Below are 18,143 nucleotides of genomic sequence, written 5' to 3'. Positions count from 1 at the left end.
GCAGATCAGGAATGTCGCCCGAGTCAGACCAATCACCGACGCTGCGAGTCGCGGTAAACACCGCGCGATTGCATCGATCCGACCAGCGACAGCACATGGCACGCTGCCTGCCGGCAGCACTGCCCGCAATCAACTGAACAAAGCCAGTCGCCCCCGATCAAGGGATCACGCTTCAGGCCGATACGAACACATGCAATCCATGCTCAGCTCTGCCGAATCCCTGCTTCCGCCGATGGCCGATGAGTCAACCCGGCTGGCCGTCCTGCGTGGCTTGTGCCTGCTGGACTCGCCACCGGACCCGATGTTCGAGACCATCGCCGCGATGGCCGCACGCAGTCTGGGTGCGGAAATCGCGCTGGTCTCGCTGGTGGACGAGCACCGCCAGTGGTTCAAGGCGCGTATTGGTCTGGAGGCGCAGGAAACCCCGCGCGACCAGGCGTTCTGCGCCCATGCGATCCGCGCCGACGAGGTGATGGTGGTACCCGACGCGCAGCTGGATCCGCGCTTTTGCGACAACCCGCTAGTGCTGGGCCCGCCGTTCATCCGCTTCTACGCAGGCGCACCGCTGAAACTGCTCGACGGCCAAAGCATCGGCACCTTGTGCGTGATCGGCACCAGCCCGCGCCCAGGTCTGGACGCAGCGACCATCGCCCAGTTGGAAGGCCTGCGCGACCTGGCCGTGCTGCGGGTGGAAAACCTGCGCAGCACCACCTATCGCGATGGCCCGACCGGTCTGCCCAATCGATCGCGCTTTGGCGAGGACCTGGATGCCTGGCTCTCGCAACGCGAAGGCGCACCGGCGACCACCGCGGTGGCGGTGGATATCTGCGGCAGCGATTACTTCCGCGACATGGTCAAGGCGCTGGGATGGGATTACGCCGACGGCTATGTGGCCCTGGCGCAACGCCGTCTGGCAGCCTATCTGCCGGCCAGCACCGCGCTGTATCGCCTGGACCCAACCACCTTCGGCTTTCTGGCGCAGGCCGAAACGCAACGCTTGTCCACGCTGTGCACCAAGGTCTCCAAGGCCTTCGCCGAGCCGCTGGAACATCAAGGCATTCCGCATACGGCCGTGGCCTCGATCGGCGCGGTTGCGCTGCAGACCAGCTATGGCGCGGCCGATACCATCCGCTCACTCACCACCGCGGTGGATGTCTCACGCGAGCGTGCATTGCCGTGGAGCATGTACGAGCGCAAGCACGACGTGGCCCAGCGCAATACCTTCCGCTTGCTGGCTGCCCTGCCCGCAGCGCTGGACAGCGCCAGTCAGTTGCGTCTGCACTATCAACCACGCGTGGATCTGCACGATCACCGCTGCGTGGCGGTGGAAGCACTGCTGCGCTGGCAGCACCCGATGATCGGCCCGGTGATGCCGTCCGACTTCGTGCCGATGGCCGAGAAGACTGCGCTGATCAATCGCATCACCGCCTGGGTCATCGACAACGGCATCGCCCAGGCCGCGCGCTGGCAACAACAGGGTCTGGACTTCAACCTGGCCTTGAACGTATCGGCCGCCGATCTGGACCGGCCCGGTTTTGCCGGCCTGCTCAAGCGTGGATTGGAGCGCCACAAGCTGGACCCGCGCCGGCTGGAAATCGAATTCACCGAAAGCGCGATGATCCGCCATCCCGAACATCTGGCCGAGCAATTGGCGGCCATCGCGGCGCTGGGCGTGCATATCGCCATCGACGACTTCGGCACCGGCTACAGCAATTTCAGCTATCTCAAGCAGCTGCCGGCCAGCTCGTTGAAGATCGATCAATCCTTTGTCCGCTCGCTGCCGGACAGCCGCACCGACCGCACCCTGGTGCCGGCGATGATCCAGCTCGGCCACAGCCTGGGCCAGCGCGTGGTCGCCGAAGGCATCGAGTCGGCCGAGGCGTATGCGCAGTTGCGCGCCTGGGGCTGTGACGAAGGCCAGGGTTACTGGATCGCCAAGCCAATGCCGGCCGCCGCGTTGGAAACCTGGCTGCAGACGCCGTGGCATGCGCAATTTGAAGCCCCGGTCAATCTGCTCGCCGCGAGCCTGGCGGCGGCGCGGGTGTAATCGTTGCGTCACGTATAAACCGCAACGTCCAAACCACTGCGGCGCGACACCTGCGTGCCGCGCCGCGTGCAACAACCGATGTCAGCCGGTTGCGTTGGCGATTACCAGAACACCGCGTACAGCGCGATCAGAATCACCACCACCCCAATCGCACCGATCTTGAAGCCCAGCGTGGTGCCGTAGGCCACATCGTCGGTACGGATCAGGTCGCGCGCCTGGGTGGGCGCGGTCATCAACGACACCAGCACCGCCAGCACCAGCGCCGCCACGAACACCACGCCGATGCGGTCCATGAACGGCAGTTCCGGCCAGGCGAACTTGAGCGCGAACGACAGCACCACCGAGCCGATCGCCGCGGTCAGTGCGCCGGCTTCGTTGGCACGCTTCCAGAACAGCCCGAGCATGAAGATCACCACCACGCCTGGGGTAAAGAAGCCGGTGAATTCCTGGATGAACTGGAAGCCCTGATCGAAGTTGCCCAGCAGCGGCCGCGCGGTGAGGATGCCGATCACCACCGCCACGATGGCCACGATGCGGCCCACGCGCACCAACTGCTTCTGCTCGGTCTGCGGGCGGAACTTGGCGTAGAAATCCAGGGTGAAGATGGTCGCCACCGAATTGATCTTGGAGGCCAGCGAGGCCACGATCGCCGCCACCAGGGCTGCGAACACCAGCCCCAGGATGCCGGTCGGCAGCAGCTGCATCATGGTCGGATAGGCCTGGTCGGGCTTGGCCAGATCCGGCGCCAGCACCACTGCGGCAATGCCCGGCACCACGATCACCAACGGCATCAGCAGCTTCAGGAACGCCGCGAACACCATGCCCTTCTGCGCCTCACCGATGTTCTTGGCCGCCAGCGCGCGCTGGATGATGTACTGGTTGAAACCCCAGTAACTGATGTTCATCACCCACAGACCGCCGAGCAGCACGCTCAGGCCGGGCAGGTCCTTGTAGAACGGGTTGTCCTTGCTCAGGATCATGTGGAAGTGCTCGGGGTGCGCACTCCATAGCTGCTTGAAGCCGGCCAGCACGCCGGCGCCATCGCCGATCCGCGCCAGGGTCAGGCCCGCCACCAGCAGTCCGCCCAGCACCAGCAGCGTGACCTGCACGATATCGGTCAGCGCCACCGCCTTCAGACCGCCGTACAACTGATACACCAGCGCGAACACGCCGATCAGCGTCAGCGCCAGGGTCTGGTCCATGCCGGTGACCTGGCTGACCGCGATCGACCCCAGCCACAGGATCGAGGTGAGATTGACGAACACGTACAGCAGCAGCCAGAACACCGCCATCAGCGTGCGGATCCACTTGCCGTACCGCTGTTCTAGGAACTGCGGCATGGTGTAGATGCCGTTGCGCAGGAAGATCGGCAGAAAGAACTTGCCGACGATCAACAGCGTCAGCGCCGCCATCCATTCGTAGGAGGCGATCGCCAGACCGATCGCATAGCCGGAACCGGCCATGCCGATGATCTGTTCGGCCGAGATGTTCGCGGCAATCAGCGAGGCGCCGATCGCCCACCACGGCAACGACTTGCTCGCCAGGAAGTAATCCTCGGCGCTCTTGGTGTGGCCTGCCTTCTCGCGCGAGACCCACTGCGCGAGCACGAAGATGCCGGTCAGATAGACCAGCACAATCACGATATCCAACGTCGCCAAACCCACTGCACTCTCCTGTCTGGCTCTGGGGTGTGCGTCGTGGACCGGACAAGCCTGCACACTGCCGCCGCCCGCACCGTGTGCATGACGGCAGCGCGGCGAACCGCAGCTGCAGGCCTTCCCGGCCGATCGACGCGCGCGTCCCGCGGCGGCTGATGACACCACCCCCGAGGGTGGCCGCTGTAACACGTCGCCGGGGCCGGCGACGCGTGTGTTGCTTGATTACCTGCACACTCCCGCAAGCGCGCGCGGGAGTGCTGCTTACTTGACCGGGCAGTCGAGCGTGACTTCGGCTTCGTTGAGTGCGCCCAGCGCGATCTTGGAGATCGACAGGTCCAGCGCTGCGCCGCTTTCGATGCTGGCGACCTGGCTCAGCTTGGTCACATCGGCACCGGCCACTGCGAAGCACTTCAACGGCACGCCGACCACCTTCCACTGGCCTTGCGGCAGCGCGGCCAGGGTCTTCTGCGCATCGACACGGCCGCCGCACTTGTCGCCGCAGCCCACGCCCAGCCACACCGGCGCAGTCACTGCACTGTCGCGGCGCACGGTCAGCTGCAACTGCACATCGCCGTTGCTCTCACGCGACACGTCCACCGGCTTGCCGGAGACCAGCAGCACGCTGGAGGCCTTGGCCCCGGACCAGACCAGACGCCGCGCATCTTCCTGCGCCTTGTGATCGACGGCGGTCATCTTCAGGCTGCCATCGGACAGACCCACCGGCAGCGTGGTCGCCGGCATGTTGGCCTGGCCGGCGTTGGACAGCTGCATCACAATGCCGAGCGCCGGCTTGCCGCGCACGAAGTACACCCCGCCCACCGACTGCTCGCCGGACACGCCCGATTCCTCCGGCAGTGCGGCCAGGTCGCCCTTGTCGGCGTAGGTCAGGCCGAAGCCGAACTTGAACTGCGGGTCGTAATCCTTTTGGCCGACGTTGTTGGCGAACTGCACCGCCGTCTTGGGCCAGGAGAAGCTGAGCTTGCCCTTGAAGTCGTTCTGTACCGTGCCATCGGCCTTGCGCAGCAGTACGTCGGCAATGCCCTCGCCTTCCGAACCCGGCAACCAGGCGGCGACGAACGCATCGGCCGCGTTGATGTACTGGTTCATCCACAACGGACGTCCGCTCAGGAACACCGCCACCACCGGGATGCCCTCGGCTTTGAGCTTCTTGATCAATGCCAGTTCGCTCTCGTCACCCGGCTTGTACAGCAGAGTGGCGATGTCGCCCTGGAACTCGGCGTACGGATTCTCGCCGAATACCACCACCGCCACGTCCGGCTTGGTCTTGTAAGCACCATCGACTGCCAGCTCGGCCTTGCCGCCGGCCGCCTTGATCTGCTTGTCCAGACCTTCCCAGATGGTGTTGCCATTGGGGTAGTCGCTGCGCTTTGTGCCGGTGCCCTGCCAGTTCAGCGTCCAACCGCCGGACTGCTTGCCCATGTCGTTGGCACCGTCGCCAACCACCAGCACGCGCTTTTTCGGGTCCAGCGGCAGGATGCCGGCCTGGTTCTTCAACAGCACCAGCGACTCGCGCACGGCCTGACGGGCGATCGCGCGATGTTCCGGCGCGCCCAGCAATTCGTACTTGCCGCCGAGCGGGCGCTTGGACGGCTTGCCGGCTTCGAACAGGCCCAGACGCAGCTTGACGCGCAGGATGCGTCGCACCGCATCGTCCAGGCGCTCGGCCGAGATCTGACCCGACTTCACCGCCGCCAGTTCGGTGTCGTAGATGCCCTTCCAGCTGTCGGAGGCCATCGCCATGTCGACGCCGGCAATGAACGAGGCCGGGCAGTTTTCGTTGGTGCAGCCCTTGACCTGGCCGTGGCCATTCCAGTCGCCAACCACGAAACCGCCGAAGTTCATGCGGCCCTTGAGCACGTCGGTCAGCATGACCTTGTTGCCGTGCATCTTTTCGCCGTTGAAGCTGTTGAACGAGGCCATCACCGTCTGCGCACCGGCCGCGATCGCCGGCGGGTAACCGGCGGCGTGGATATCGCGCATGGTGGCTTCGGACACCTTGGTGTCGCCCTGGTCCTTGCCGTCGGTGGTGCCGCCGTCGCCGACGAAATGCTTCACCGAGGAAATCACGTGGCTGCCGTCGAGGAACTGCGGCGTACCCGGCACGCCCTGCAAACCTTCGACCATCTTGCCGGCGAAGCTGGCCACCACGTCCGGCGACTCAGAATAGCCTTCGTAGCTACGGCCCCAGCGGTCGTCCTGCGGCACCGCCACGGTCGGCGCGAAGGTCCACTCCATGCCGGTGACGCGGGTTTCGGCAGCGGTGACTTCGCCGATCTGCTTGATCAGCTCCGGGTTGCGCGTGGCGCCCAGGCCGATGTTGTGCGGGAACAACGTGGCGCCGACGATATTGCTCTGGCCGTGCACCGCATCGATGCCGAAGATGATCGGGATCGCGTTGCCGCCCTTGGAGGTGTCCATCGACGCTTCATAGAACGCGTCAGCCAGCTTCAGCCACTCGGCCGGGCTGGCGTTGTACTTGCCGCCCGGATCGGAATTGCCGCCGGCCAGCACCGAGCCGATGCGGTACTTGCGCACATCGTCCGGGGTCATGCTGGCGATGTCGCCCTGGATGGTCTGTGCGACCTTCTCTTCGACGCTCATCTTGGCCATCACATCGGTGATGCGCTGCTCCAGGGCCTGGTCCTGCGCGAACGGCCACTTCGGCGACGGCCACTGGTCTGGATGGATCGCGGTGGACGCCTCGGCGGGTGCGGCAGCCGGTGTGGTCTTGCTCGCCTCGGCAGCGGTGTCCTTGCCTTGGCAGGCAGCCAGCATCAGCACCGCGGCGGCGGTGGCCAGAGAGAGGGCACGACGCGCGACGGGCGCGGCGGTACGACGAAGCAGCTTGTCCAAGATCCAGGTCTCCAGGTGGTTCTCCCCACGGCGATGCGTGACGCCGCAGGCCATTAGGCGGCGTACGCTTGCGTGATTCCCCTACCCTGTCAACCGCGCCAGCCCGTATGCCAAATGGCCGGCAACTTATTGGCCGCGGCTATAGCCTTGGAATACCGGCAGCACCTGTCAAACCACGGAAAACCGCCGAATCCAGCGCGCTGCTTGGCATTCGACAAACGTGCACTTTGTTGCATCGCACCACTCGGTGCTGTCAGGGATGCGCAGCCGGACCGTATCGATACAGCGTGGTCGGGTCCGCTGCGATGCGCACATCCAAACCCCAGCCAACGGGTGAGCCCGTCGTCAAACAACTGTCATACGGCCGGCCTAGCGTGACCGGCTTGCCGATGCGCCGCAGGCCATCGTTGATCGTTGTCTTTGCCTGGAGTTTCGATGTCTGCCTCCCCCGATCCCGCCCGCCGCCGCCTCATGCAACTGCTGGCGTCCGTCCCCCTGTTGCCGCTCGGCAGCGCCAGTGCCGCCGCCCTGCAGCAACTCGGTGGCGCCGCCTTGGCTGCACGCCCGTTACGGCCCTCGGAAAATCCGACCCAGTTGGTCTCGGCCACGTTCCATGGCATGCCCGCGCCCAGTCTGGCCAACCCGGCTGCCATGGCCACCACCACGGTCGGCTCGGCACTGACCATCGCCCGTAGCGACGGCAGCACCCAACGCTACGACCTGGCCTATCACCCGTTCTTCGTCACCGGCGACCAGGTACCAGACGGCAAGGGCGGCAGCGTGCTGGCTGGCGGCTATTACGACATCCAGCACCGGCCGATCATCGACCGCTCCAAACCCGGTGCCGAACGCCCGTTCTTTTCCGATTGCCCGGACGGCTCCTCGCTGCTGACCCTGCCCAATGCCAAGGTGCCCGGGGTCAAGGGCAATCACGTGTTTGCGGTGGTGCAGTTCGAATACACCACCCGCGACCAGGCCGGCAACGACACCAACCGCCATTTGCCGGCGCCGATCGCGGTGCTGACGCTGGATCAGGACCCGGCTACCGGCAAGCTGTCGCTGGTGAAGTACCACAACGTGGACACCGCGCCGGTGCATGGGCTGTGGACCACCTGCGGCGCCAGCCTGTCGCCGTGGAATACCCACCTGTCCAGCGAAGAGTACGAACCCGACGCCACCGCGCTGGCCGGCAACACCCAGTTCCGCAGCTACAGCACCCATCTGTACGGCGATCCGGAGAAAGCCAATCCGTACCACTACGGCCACCTGCCGGAGATCACCGTGCACCCGGACGGCACGGGCAGCGTACGCAAGCACTATTGCCTGGGCCGCATCTCGCACGAACTGGTGCAGGTGATGCCCGACCAACGCACCGTGCTGATGGGCGACGACGCCACCAACGGCGGGTTGTTCATGTTCATTGCCGACCGCAAGGCGGATCTATCGGCCGGCACGCTGTACGTCGGCAAATGGCACCAGACCTCGGGCGTCGGCCCGGGCGCCGCCACGCTGAGCTGGATCAAGCTCGGCCACGCCACCAGCGCCGAAATCCAGGCCCTGGCCGATCGCCTCACCGCCGCCGACATCCTCGACGTGCATCTGAGCGACCCGGGCGATGCCTCCTTCACCAAGATCCCGTTCAACGGCACCTTCAACTGGATCCGCATCAAGCCCGGCATGGAGAAGGCAGCCACCTATCTGGAAACCCATCGCTACGCGGCGCTGGCCGGCGGCAGCCTGGGCTTCACCAAACTCGAAGGCACCACCGTCAATGCCCGCGACAAGATCGCCTACATGGCGATGTCCTACATCGTCACCAGCATGCGCGACGGCTCGGGCGATGTGAAAGTACAAGGCCCGGACTCCGGTGCGGTGTATGCGCTCAACCTGCGCGGCGGCCGCCACGACAGCAGCGGCGCGCCGATTCACAGCGAGTGGGTACCGATCGACATGGCCGCTCCGGCCGCGCTGACCGGCCACGACCTGGCTAAGGCCGATGCGCTGGGCAACCTGGCCGACCCGGAACGCCTGGCCAACCCGGACAACCTCAAGTTCTCCGAAAGCCTGCGCACCCTGTTCATCGGCGAAGACAGCAGCCTGCACGTCAACAATTTCCTGTGGGCCTACAACGTGGACAGCGGCACGCTGACGCGTGTGCTGTCGGTGCCTGCCGGCGCCGAATCCACCGGTCTGCATGCAGTCGACGAGATCCACGGCTGGACCTACGTGATGAGTAATTTCCAGCACCCCGGCGACTGGGAAAGCCCGCTGCACGACACCGTCAAGGCGACCCTGGATCCGCTGATCCGCGCCAACTACAAGAACCGCTTCGGCGCGGCGGTGGGCTATCTCACCGGTGACCCGGTGGCGGTGAAGTTGGGCAAGGCCTAAGCGCACGGCCTCGTCGCTCGCAGTGCGGCAAAGCGCTGCGAGCGGCATGGTCTTTCGTCCGTTGTATCAACTGCGCGACGGGCGCTTGTGTGAGGGCGCGTGAGTCGGTCGAGCGTGCGATGCCCTCACCGCACCAGACAGTTTGCTGATCGCTTTGAGAAGAGCTAAGCATACCGACCATCTCGACTGGTCCTTGCCCGCCCACCGTCGCGGGACCTTACGCGGCATGGAGGCCGCGTAAGAGCCTACATGGACGTACTTGCGGCGTGTCCCGCGATGGTGGGCGGGCAAGGGCCCTGCAGCAAACGCGAAGAAGTCGAGTGCGTCGAGGGCACTGTGCCCTCACCGCTCGCGGGACACGCCGTGAATCCGTCCATGGAGGCTCGGTGGCGGTATCCATGCCGCCACACGGTCCCGCAATCGGTGAGGACACCGCACCAGAGAGTTGATCGGTTGCTTTGTTTAAAACCATGCACACCGACAATCTCGACGGGTCCTTGCCCGCCCACCGTCGCGGGACCTTACGCGGCATGGATGCCGCGTAAGAGCTTACAAGGACGTACTTGCAGCGTGTCCCGCGATGGTGGGCGGGCAAGGGCCCTGCAGCAAAGCTGAAGATCACCTGCTCTACAAGTGATCTATCTACATTGTTCAACCAGTCCGTACTTGCAGCGTGTCCCCCGATGGCGGGCGGGCAAGGGCCCTGCAGCCAAGCTGAAGATCATCTGCTCTACAAGTGATCTATCTACATTGTTCAACCAGTCCGTACTTGCAGCGTGTCCCCCGATGGCGGGCGCGCAAGGGCCCTGCAGCCAGGCCGCAGATCAGCCGGCCTGCAGTAGACCGGTATGAAGCAGTTTTACTAGCCGCTCCTATCTTCAATCAGGCAGGCGACTCGCGCATGTCCGCCCGGATACTCTGCTCAAAACGCGCGGCGCATCTCCAATGCCGCCATCACGATGGGCTTTGCCCAGTCGGGCACCTGCGCCAATTCCTCCAACGTTGTCGGGTAATGCAAGCCGGCACGATCCAGTTCCAGCACCAGCAGCGGCTCGGCCTGCCCCGCCGCATCGGCCGGCGCGCTGTTGTCGTAGACGTGCAGCACCGCCAGATGCGGCAACAGAGCGATCAGATTCGCACGCGAAGCATCGAAGCGTTCGCGGATCTTGTGCTCGGCAATGGCATGCCCGCCAGCGGCAACCCGCGCTGCGACGCGTTCGAGGTGCAGCTCCACCGTCGACAAACCGCAGAACCACACCACCACCGTGTGTTGCGCGCAAGCCTCGCGCAGCAGGCGCGGGATGGTCGTTGCGCCAAGCGTGGTTTCGAACGCGTAATCGCGGCCATCGGCCATCGCCTGGCGTAGCCGCCGCACGCCTTCCTGCCAGGCTTGTGCGTTGGCCTCTTCGAGCGCCCAACCCTGCTCCACCAGTTGCCTGGTGAACGCGTCCGGGTTGAACCAGGTGGCGCCGTCTTCCCGCAACAAGCTGCCCAGCAACGAACTCTTGCCGGCGCCGTTGACACCGGCCAGCACCAGGATATTTCCCACGACCTAGAGCGACGGACCCAGGGTGATCTTCCTGCCCCGGCTTGCGGGCTTGCTGATCACCGCAGCCAGGCCCGCGCCTTCAGTCACCGCCGCAAGATGCGCATCGAACTTCAGCTGCAATGCCTGCAGCGATTGCGCCCGCGTCGATGCATCGGCGGCCGCGCTTGCCTGACGCACCAGGCGCCGGTATTCCTCCGCATCCACCACCACCGCTTCGGGGTGATTGTGGTTGGTGATGACCACTGCGCCATGCGTGCGCACCTTGCGCATCAGGCTGGGCCAGCCCTTGACCTTGATGTCGGCGGCAGGAGATTTTTCCAGGCCGGGCAGATCCTGCGGGTGTGGCATCGGACGGTCCTGCAAGGAGTGACGGGTATCAGCCTACTCCAAAATTTACCATTTTTGGTAATTTGGCCATTTTAGCCAGACCAGCCTATGCCGGCGCAGAGAGCGGGCCTGCAGGCTGCAGGGCGCATGCACTCGCGCACCGTCCCGCTTCCCCCAAACGACAACGAGGCCCGAAGGCCTCGTTGTCCAGCACGCTACCGCTGCGCGACTGCTCAGCCGCGCAGCTTGGACAGCAGCTCGCGCGTCACCGGGTCTGCCACGTCGGCCGACTCGCCCTTCAGCGCCGGCAGCAACTGGCTGGCCAATTGCTTGCCCAGCTCCACACCGAACTGGTCGAACGCATTGATGCCCCACATCACCGATTGCACGTACACGCTGTGCTCGTACATCGAGATCAGCGCGCCCAGCGATTGCGGGGTGAGCGCATCGAGCAGGATCACCGTACTCGGGCGGCCGCCCGGATAGCTGCGGTGCGGATCGCTGCTGTCCTGGCCGTTGGCCAGCGCCTCGGTCTGGGCCAACACGTTGGCCATCAGGGCGACATGGTTTTCTGCGTATGGATCATCGTTATGCACGGTACCGATGAAATCGGCTGGCACCACGCTGGTGCCCTGGTGCAGCGCCTGGAAGAAACTGTGCTGCACATCGGTGCCCGCACCGCCCCACCACACCGACACGGTGTCGCTATCCACCGCAGAACCATCGAGCTTGACCCGCTTGCCCAGGCTTTCCATCACCAGCTGCTGCAAATACGCCGGCAGCAAAGCCAGACGCTGGTCGTAGGTCATCACCGCATGCGTCGCACTGCCGAGCAGGTTGCGATTCCACACGGCAGTGAGCCCGTGCAGCACCGCGATGTTCTCTTCCAGCGGCGTGTTGAGCGCATGCGCATCGAACTGCGCTGCGCCTTCGAGCAATTGCTCGAAACGTTCGAAGCCGATCGCCAGGGCGATCGGGAAACCCACCGCCGACCACAGCGAATAACGCCCGCCAACCCAGTCCCACATCGGCAGCACGCGGCTTGGCGCGATATCGAAGGCCTTTGCTGCACGCTCCGGGTTCGCACTGACCGCATACAGCCGCTCGCTGCCGCCCAACCAGGCATGCAGGATGCTGCCGTTGAGCAAGGTTTCCTGGGTGCCGAAGGTCTTGGAAATCAGGATGCCGGCGGTGTGCGCCGGGTCCAGCGTCGCCAGGGTGCGCTGCATCGCCGCGCCATCGACATTGGAGACGAAATGCACGCGAAAACGCGCACCCGACGGCGCACGCAAGGCATCGGCCACCAGGCGCGGACCCAGGTCGGAGCCACCGATGCCGACACTGACGATATCGGTGACGTCGGTGGCTTCCAGCTGCGCGATCAATGCGCCCATGCGTTGACGCACTTCGGCAGCCGTTGCATACGCTTCGGAGGCCACCGGAGCGTCGGTCAGATCGCCACGCAACGCGGTATGCAAGGCAGCGCGTTGTTCGGTGACATTGACCTGCTCGCCGCGGAACAGGCGCTGGAACGCGCCGGCCAGATCACGCTCGCGCGCAATGGCGAACAAGGCATCGAGCGCGGCGCGGTCGTACTTCTGCCGCGCGAAGTTGAAATACAACGGACCGACTTGCCTGGCGTACTGCGTCGGCCGTGGCGGCTCGGCGGCAAGCAATGCGGGGATGGCAGCGCCGCGCAGGCGCTGGGCGTGGGCGTGAAGCGCGTCGAATCCGTTGGTGTGTGTCATGCGGCCTGCGTGGGGATGCTGTGGTTGGTGTGGGAGATCGCGTTGTGCGCGTCCACATATACCAGATTGGGTTGAAAGGTCTTGGCTTCGTCTTCGCTCATGCTGGCGAAGGCGGCAACGATGATCAGATCGCCGACCTGCACGTGACGCGCGGCGCCGCCGTTGAGCGAGATGATGCCGCTGCCTTCGTCGGCACGGATGGCATAGGTGCTGAAACGCGCACCGTTGGTGACGTCCCAGATATGCACCTGTTCGAACTCGCGGATGCCGGTGGCTTCCAGCAGCAGGCCGTCGATGGCGATCGAGCCTTCGTAATTGAGCTCGGAGTGGGTGACGGTGGCGCGGTGGATCTTGGCTTTCAGCAGGGACAGGTGCATGACGGGCAACGGCTAAAGGAAAGCCGGCATTTTAGCGGAAAGCGCCCGCGCCGACCGGCCTGCAGCGCGGTCGGTGGTGAGGGCTTCAAACCGGCCACAGCAGTGGCTCTCAGAATTCCAGATTATCGATCAACCGGGTGTTGCCTAGACGAGCGGCGATCAGGGCCACGCGTGCGCCGGTGTTGCTGTCGCCCGGCTCGCTGAGGTCGGGCAGACGCACCACCGCGTAATCGACGCGGAAACCGGCCTGTTCCAGCGCCTGGGTGGCGGTCTGTTCGACTTGCGCACGCGGCGTACCGGCGGCATAGCGCTCGCGCATCTGCAACAACACTTTGCGGATCTGCGCCGAGCGCGGGCGCTCGTCGGCGGTCAGGTACTGGTTGCGCGAGCTCATCGCCAGGCCATCGGCCTCGCGCACGATGCTGCCGCCCAGGATCTCGATCGGAAACGCCAGGTCGGCCACCATCTGACGGATCACCGCCAGCTGCTGATAGTCCTTCTTGCCGAAGGCGGCCACGTCCGGCTGCACCTGGTTGAACAACCGCGCCACCACGGTGCACACGCCATCGAAGTGCCCCGGCCGGCACACGCCTTCCAGCACGTCGCTGACGCCAGGCGCATGGATCGGCGTGGCCAATGCGGTGCCCAGCGGATACATGGTGTCCACATCCGGCAGCCACAGCGCATCGCAGCCAGCGTCTTCCAGCCCGCGCAGATCGGACTCGGGCGTACGCGGGTACCGCGCGAAGTCTTCGTTCGGGCCGAACTGGGTTGGGTTGACGAACACGCTCGAGACCACACGGTCGGCGTACTGGCGCGCCAGCATCACCAGTGAATAATGGCCGGCGTGCAGGTTGCCCATGGTCGGCACCAGCGCCACGCGCAAGCCCTCACGCTTCCAGCCGGTGACCAGTGCGCGCAGGGTGGAAAGATCGGTAATGGTCTGAATCATGCGGCGTACGCGTGCTCTGCATCGGGAAAGCTGCCGTCGCGCACGGCTTGCGCATACGCGCGTACCGCGCCTGCGACCGAGCCGCCTTCGGCGAGGAAATCTTTCACGAACTTGGGGCGGCGATGGCCGCTGTCCAGGCCCAGCATGTCGTGCATCACCAGTACCTGGCCATCGCAGCCGGGGCCGGCACCGATGCCGATGGTGGGCACACTGAGTTCGGCGCTGATCTGCGCGGCGATCGGGGTCGGCACGCATTCCAATACGACCAGGCTGGCGCCAGCATCGACCACCGCCTGCGCATCGCGACGCAACTGCTCGCCGGCTTCGCCACGTCCCTGCACCTTGTAGCCGCCGAAGCGCAGCACCGATTGCGGGGTCAGCCCCAGATGCGAGCAGACCGGGATCTCGCGCTCGACCAGATAGCGGATGACCTCGAGCTTGTGGCCGGCGCCTTCGAGCTTGACCATCTCCGCGCCGGCCTGCAGCAGCTGGGTGGCCGCGTCCAGCGCACGCTCGGGCGTGGCATCGGCCTGGAACGACAGATCGGCTACCAGCAACGCACGCTCCAGCGCACGTGCGACCGAGGCGGTGTGATAGACCATATCGGCGGTGGTCACCGGCAGCGTGGAGGTATGCCCCTGCACCACCATGCCCAGCGAATCGCCGACCAGAATCAGGTCCACGCCATTGGCATCGAAAGTGCGCGCAAAGCCGGCGTCGTACGCGGTCAACATGACCAGTTTTCGACCGTCGCGCTTGGCCTGCGCCAAGGCGGGCACGGTCCAGGGCTTGCTGTCGGTATGGCTGCTCATGAAGTCATTACGTGGGGTGATAAGCCGGCCATTATCTACCCAATCGGCTCCAGCCCGCTGACCTGGATCGATTGCAGGGCGTGCCGCACTGTTCCATGCCCAGGAATGATCGCCTCCGGAGCCAGCTCGGACAGCGGCAACAGCGCGAAGGCGCGCACCTGCAGATGCGGATGCGGCACCTGCAGGCGCGGCAGGTCGATCACCTGATCGGCATACAGCAGCAGATCTAGGTCCAGCGTGCGCGGGCCCCAGCGCTCGCCGGCCTGGCGCTGCCGGCCGAAGGCCTGCTCGATGCCGAGTAAAGCGTCCAGCAACTGCAGCGGCGCCAACGTGGTACGCAACTGCGCCACGGCGTTGATGAAATCGGGCTGGTCCTCGCGGCCCCAGGCCGGCGTGCAATACAGGCGCGAGGCCGCAATCAACGTGGACTGCGGCAACGCGCCGAGCGCGGCGATGGCGGCGCGCACGCTGGCCTCGGCCGGGCCCAGGTTGGCACCCAGGCCGACAAAGGCGGTGTGCATGCCCTACTCGCCTGCAGGGGCGCCGGTGCGACGACGGCGGCGACGGCGCTTGCGTGGTGCGCCCTCTTCGCCTTCCTGATCGACCTGCGCGGTTTCGATCGCATCGACCAGCTCCTGGCCAGACGACTTCTGCGCCTCGCGCCAGAACTCCACGTCGGCGGCGTGATCCGGCGAAGCAAACTGGCGCAGCACCAGAAAATCGAACGCGGCGCGAAAACGCGGATGCGACAAGGTGCGGAACACGCGCTTGCGCTGACGCGAGGAAAAGCGCGTCTGCAGCAGCCAGATTTCCTGCATCGGCAGCGAGAAACGGCGCGGCAAGGCGACGCGCTCGAGCTGATGCAAGGTGACCCGGTCGGCCGCGCGACGCTGCGCGTCTTCCGGCTGCACGCCCTGCGCCTGCAGACCCATCAAGGTGCGGCAGAAGGCCGGCCACAGCAGCAAGGCGAACAGGAATGCGGGTGACACCGGCTCGTCGTTGGCCACGCGCGCATCGGTATTGCGCAGGCCTTCCAGCACCATGGCGCGCAATGCGCCGCTACGGTTGGATTTCAGTGCTGCGGCACTTTCGGGAAACAGCGCACCGAGCAGGCCGTACCGCTCCAGGCCTTCGAAACTGGCGACGCCGTGCCCGGACAGGAACAGCTTGAGAATTTCTTCGAACAAGCGCGCTGGCGCAGCTTCGGACAACAGCCCGGCCAGGCGCGGAATGGGTTCTGCGGTGCCTGCTTCGATATCGAAGTTGAGTTTGGCGGCCAGGCGCACCGCGCGCAGCATGCGCACCGGATCTTCCTGGTAACGCAGCTCCGGGTCGCCGATCAACTTCATCAGACGCGCCTGCACGTCTTCGAAGCCGCCGCAATAGTCGCGCACCGAAAAATCTTCGATCGCGTAGTACAAGGCATTGCAGGTGAAGTCGCGGCGGATCGCGTCGTCTTCGATGCTGCCGTAGACGTTGTCGCGCACCAGCCGGCCGTTATCCAGTTCGCGGTCGCCGCTGCCGTCATCGACGTTGGCGCGGAACGTGGCCACTTCGATGATCTCGCGGCCGAACACCACATGCGCCAGGCGGAAGCGGCGGCCGATCAAACGACAGTTGCGGAACAGCGCTTTGACTTCTTCCGGCGTGGCGCTGGTGGCGACGTCGAAATCCTTGGGATGCCCGCCAACCAAAAGGTCACGGACCGCGCCGCCGACCAGGTAGGCGCCAAAGCCCGATTCGCGCAGGCGGTACAGCACGCGCAGCTCGTTTGGGCTGATGTCCTTGCGCGAGATGGTGTGCTGGTCGCGTGGAATGACGCGCAGCGTGAACGGAGATGTAACTGAGGGTTCGATGATGGCGTTTCCGTTTTGTGTTGCAGGATTGCCCAACGGCTGTTGCCACACTATACTAGCCCGCTGCACAGGACGCGACAAAACGCTCCCTTCGTCTAATGGTTAGGACGTGGCCCTCTCAAGGCTAAAACAGGGGTTCGAGCCCCCTAGGGAGCACCACTCCCGTCTTACTGCAGAAAAAACGCCAGGGCCCCGCATTGCGGGGCTTTTGCGTTGTGGCGCAGGCGTCATCGCGCAGTGGGTCTGCACTGCATTGCGCAGTCGCTGCAGCTCGAAGCCAAGACGCGAGAGGCGCCTGAGCCACCGCGTCAGAGAGTGCGAGCCTGCCGTGCTGAGACGTTCACCGGTCGAGGTCGTTTGCAGGCGCTGCGTGGCTTGCTGCGAACATGCCGAAGACGTTCCTCAACATCGCTGCCGATCAGCAGCGGCGCATCCTCGTATTCGTACCGACCGCGTTGGCGCGCATGACCATGTACGGACCGACCAAGACGCACGCTTGCGCGGTGACTTGCCTACTACGCATCGTCGGAAGATCGACACCACACTTGCGTGGAAGTGGCGCACAACGCAGCGAATTCTTGCACGGCATGGCAATCCCTCAATCGGCAAATGGATGAAAGCCCTCGGCAGCGCTGTCGGTCTCGGCAACCGCGTCGTGGGCATGCAGACTTTCGAAATGGCGAACAGCCACATGGAAGTTGGCATAGCGCTCGGCCAGCACCTTGCGCAGACGCCGCGCGGCGTCTTCGACATACATCAGGTTGGCGCCGTTCAAGCGCGCAAACGCCTGCTCGTCGATGCGCCGCACTGCTGCCTGTACCGGCGTAGCCAACGCTTGTTCGCATAGCGCGACCAGCTCGCGGATATCGAATCGCTGCGTGCAGGCGATCAGGTCCACGCGCACCTGCGCCACACTGCGCTGGCTATGCGGCGTGGCGTACGAGCCGTGATGTTGCAGCCAGTGCGCAACGTCTTCCGGCGGCAGTGCCTCACGCCCGGCGTGTTGCTGCAAGAACGCCTCGCTCAGCAACTGGCGCGATAACGCCGCAGAGCATGGGCATGTAGAGGCGTAGAGCACATCGATCTGCAGACGCACATGGCTGCGCCCCGCCCTGCATTGCGCATCGATCCGCACCGGATACGCGCGCCAACCGGCCAACCCTTCGCTCAGCAATGCCGGCATCCGCAGCATCAACTCGAAAGCCAGCGACACGCGCGCCGCGCGGCTTCCGCAATCGGCGTGGCTGTCGATCATGGCCTGCAGCAAATGCGACAGCATCGCCGGCGACAACGGTTGCTCCAGGTGCTGATCGAGCAATCGATACAACCGCGACATATGGATGCCCTTGCGCTCGGGCTGTGGCAGATCCACCTGCACAGTGGCGCGCGCGGCCACAGTTCCGCTTGGCTCGGCTTCGTCCAGGCGCACCGGCATGGCGATGTCCTGCATGCCCACCCAACGCAGCGGCGCGCTCAACGTGGAAAGTTCGGTAACGGCAACATCGGGAAGCGTGGCGGACATCGAAAGCTCGTTGAATGAGGGGAAGAGATC

13 protein-coding genes and 1 tRNA gene are annotated in these 18,143 nt (G+C 65.0%); 3 read left to right on the top strand and 11 right to left on the bottom strand.

Annotated elements, in window-relative coordinates:
- The first annotated feature begins 199 nt into the window (after positions 1–199).
- Positions 200–2,047: a putative bifunctional diguanylate cyclase/phosphodiesterase gene (locus NDY25_RS20625; protein WP_168957920.1), complete on the top strand. Its 1,848-nt coding sequence runs from the start codon at positions 200–202 to the stop codon at positions 2,045–2,047.
- A 101-nt stretch (positions 2,048–2,148) separates the two neighbouring features.
- On the opposite strand, the gene NDY25_RS20620 is transcribed toward NDY25_RS20625, so the two are convergent.
- Positions 2,149–3,711 (bottom strand): sodium/sugar symporter, encoded by a 1,563-nt coding sequence (locus NDY25_RS20620; protein ID WP_023904700.1) that lies wholly within the window; start codon positions 3,709–3,711, stop codon positions 2,149–2,151.
- Positions 3,712–3,966: 255 nt separating this feature from the next.
- A complete protein-coding gene (locus NDY25_RS20615) occupies positions 3,967–6,579 on the bottom strand; it encodes a glycoside hydrolase family 3 protein (RefSeq protein ID WP_168957825.1) in 2,613 nt (870 codons plus the stop codon).
- 435 nt (positions 6,580–7,014) lie between these two features.
- Here NDY25_RS20615 and NDY25_RS20610 point away from each other — a divergent pair, with 435 nt between their 5' ends.
- Positions 7,015–8,970 carry a PhoX family protein gene (locus NDY25_RS20610; RefSeq protein ID WP_168957826.1) on the top strand — a complete coding sequence of 652 codons (1,956 nt, stop codon included), beginning with the start codon at positions 7,015–7,017 and terminating at the stop codon, positions 8,968–8,970.
- Between the two features lie 922 nt (positions 8,971–9,892).
- Here NDY25_RS20610 and NDY25_RS20605 read toward each other — a convergent pair.
- The 8 genes from NDY25_RS20605 to pcnB form a co-directional block, all read right to left on the bottom strand.
- Positions 9,893–10,519: an ATPase gene (locus NDY25_RS20605; RefSeq protein WP_251755085.1), complete on the bottom strand. Its 627-nt coding sequence runs from the start codon at positions 10,517–10,519 to the stop codon at positions 9,893–9,895.
- 3 nt (positions 10,520–10,522) lie between these two features.
- Positions 10,523–10,867, bottom strand: coding sequence for a type II toxin-antitoxin system Phd/YefM family antitoxin (locus NDY25_RS20600; RefSeq protein ID WP_168957828.1), 345 nt, complete (start codon positions 10,865–10,867; stop codon positions 10,523–10,525).
- A 212-nt stretch (positions 10,868–11,079) separates the two neighbouring features.
- Complete coding sequence (pgi, locus tag NDY25_RS20595; RefSeq protein ID WP_168957829.1) at positions 11,080–12,594, bottom strand: glucose-6-phosphate isomerase; 1,515 nt, start codon at positions 12,592–12,594, stop codon at positions 11,080–11,082.
- Positions 12,591–12,971 carry an aspartate 1-decarboxylase gene (panD, locus tag NDY25_RS20590; protein WP_055823618.1) on the bottom strand — a complete coding sequence of 127 codons (381 nt, stop codon included), beginning with the start codon at positions 12,969–12,971 and terminating at the stop codon, positions 12,591–12,593. Before panD ends, pgi begins: the two co-directional genes overlap by 4 nt.
- A gap of 109 nt (positions 12,972–13,080) precedes the next feature.
- Entirely contained in the window at positions 13,081–13,923 is an 843-nt protein-coding gene (gene panC, locus NDY25_RS20585; RefSeq protein WP_168957830.1) for a pantoate--beta-alanine ligase, read from the bottom strand.
- Complete coding sequence (gene panB, locus NDY25_RS20580; RefSeq protein WP_168957831.1) at positions 13,920–14,735, bottom strand: 3-methyl-2-oxobutanoate hydroxymethyltransferase; 816 nt, start codon at positions 14,733–14,735, stop codon at positions 13,920–13,922. Before panB ends, panC begins: the two co-directional genes overlap by 4 nt.
- A gap of 35 nt (positions 14,736–14,770) precedes the next feature.
- Complete coding sequence (gene folK, locus NDY25_RS20575) at positions 14,771–15,256, bottom strand: 2-amino-4-hydroxy-6-hydroxymethyldihydropteridine diphosphokinase (RefSeq protein ID WP_168957832.1); 486 nt, start codon at positions 15,254–15,256, stop codon at positions 14,771–14,773.
- Positions 15,257–15,259: 3 nt separating this feature from the next.
- The gene (gene pcnB / locus NDY25_RS20570; protein ID WP_256627652.1) at positions 15,260–16,627 is read right to left on the bottom strand and encodes a polynucleotide adenylyltransferase PcnB; all 1,368 of its coding nucleotides are present in this window, start codon (positions 16,625–16,627) and stop codon (positions 15,260–15,262) included.
- Between the two features lie 48 nt (positions 16,628–16,675).
- Between pcnB and NDY25_RS20565 the strand changes: the two genes are divergently transcribed.
- Positions 16,676–16,750: transfer RNA gene (locus NDY25_RS20565), tRNA-Glu, on the top strand.
- A 439-nt stretch (positions 16,751–17,189) separates the two neighbouring features.
- On the opposite strand, the gene folE2 is transcribed toward NDY25_RS20565, so the two are convergent.
- Positions 17,190–18,113 (bottom strand): GTP cyclohydrolase FolE2, encoded by a 924-nt coding sequence (gene folE2, locus NDY25_RS20560; protein WP_168957833.1) that lies wholly within the window; start codon positions 18,111–18,113, stop codon positions 17,190–17,192.
- Between the last annotated feature and the right edge of the window lie 30 nt (positions 18,114–18,143).

Source organism: Xanthomonas hortorum pv. pelargonii (assembly GCF_024499015.1).
Taxonomy (GTDB): domain Bacteria; phylum Pseudomonadota; class Gammaproteobacteria; order Xanthomonadales; family Xanthomonadaceae; genus Xanthomonas; species Xanthomonas hortorum_B.
Note: the sequence above shows the minus strand (reverse complement) of the source record. Positions and strands in the feature narration are given on the sequence as shown.

Coding starts and splice junctions, on each gene's coding strand:
- NDY25_RS20625 (WP_168957920.1), top strand. CDS start 200: ATGCTCAGCTCTGCCGAATCCCTGCTTCCGCCGATGGCCGATGAGTCA.
- NDY25_RS20610 (WP_168957826.1), top strand. CDS start 7,015: ATGTCTGCCTCCCCCGATCCCGCCCGCCGCCGCCTCATGCAACTGCTG.
- NDY25_RS20600 (WP_168957828.1), bottom strand. CDS start 10,867: ATGCCACACCCGCAGGATCTGCCCGGCCTGGAAAAATCTCCTGCCGCC.
- pgi (WP_168957829.1), bottom strand. CDS start 12,594: ATGACACACACCAACGGATTCGACGCGCTTCACGCCCACGCCCAGCGC.
- panD (WP_055823618.1), bottom strand. CDS start 12,971: ATGCACCTGTCCCTGCTGAAAGCCAAGATCCACCGCGCCACCGTCACC.
- panC (WP_168957830.1), bottom strand. CDS start 13,923: ATGATTCAGACCATTACCGATCTTTCCACCCTGCGCGCACTGGTCACC.
- panB (WP_168957831.1), bottom strand. CDS start 14,735: ATGAGCAGCCATACCGACAGCAAGCCCTGGACCGTGCCCGCCTTGGCG.
- folK (WP_168957832.1), bottom strand. CDS start 15,256: ATGCACACCGCCTTTGTCGGCCTGGGTGCCAACCTGGGCCCGGCCGAG.
- folE2 (WP_168957833.1), bottom strand. CDS start 18,113: ATGTCCGCCACGCTTCCCGATGTTGCCGTTACCGAACTTTCCACGTTG.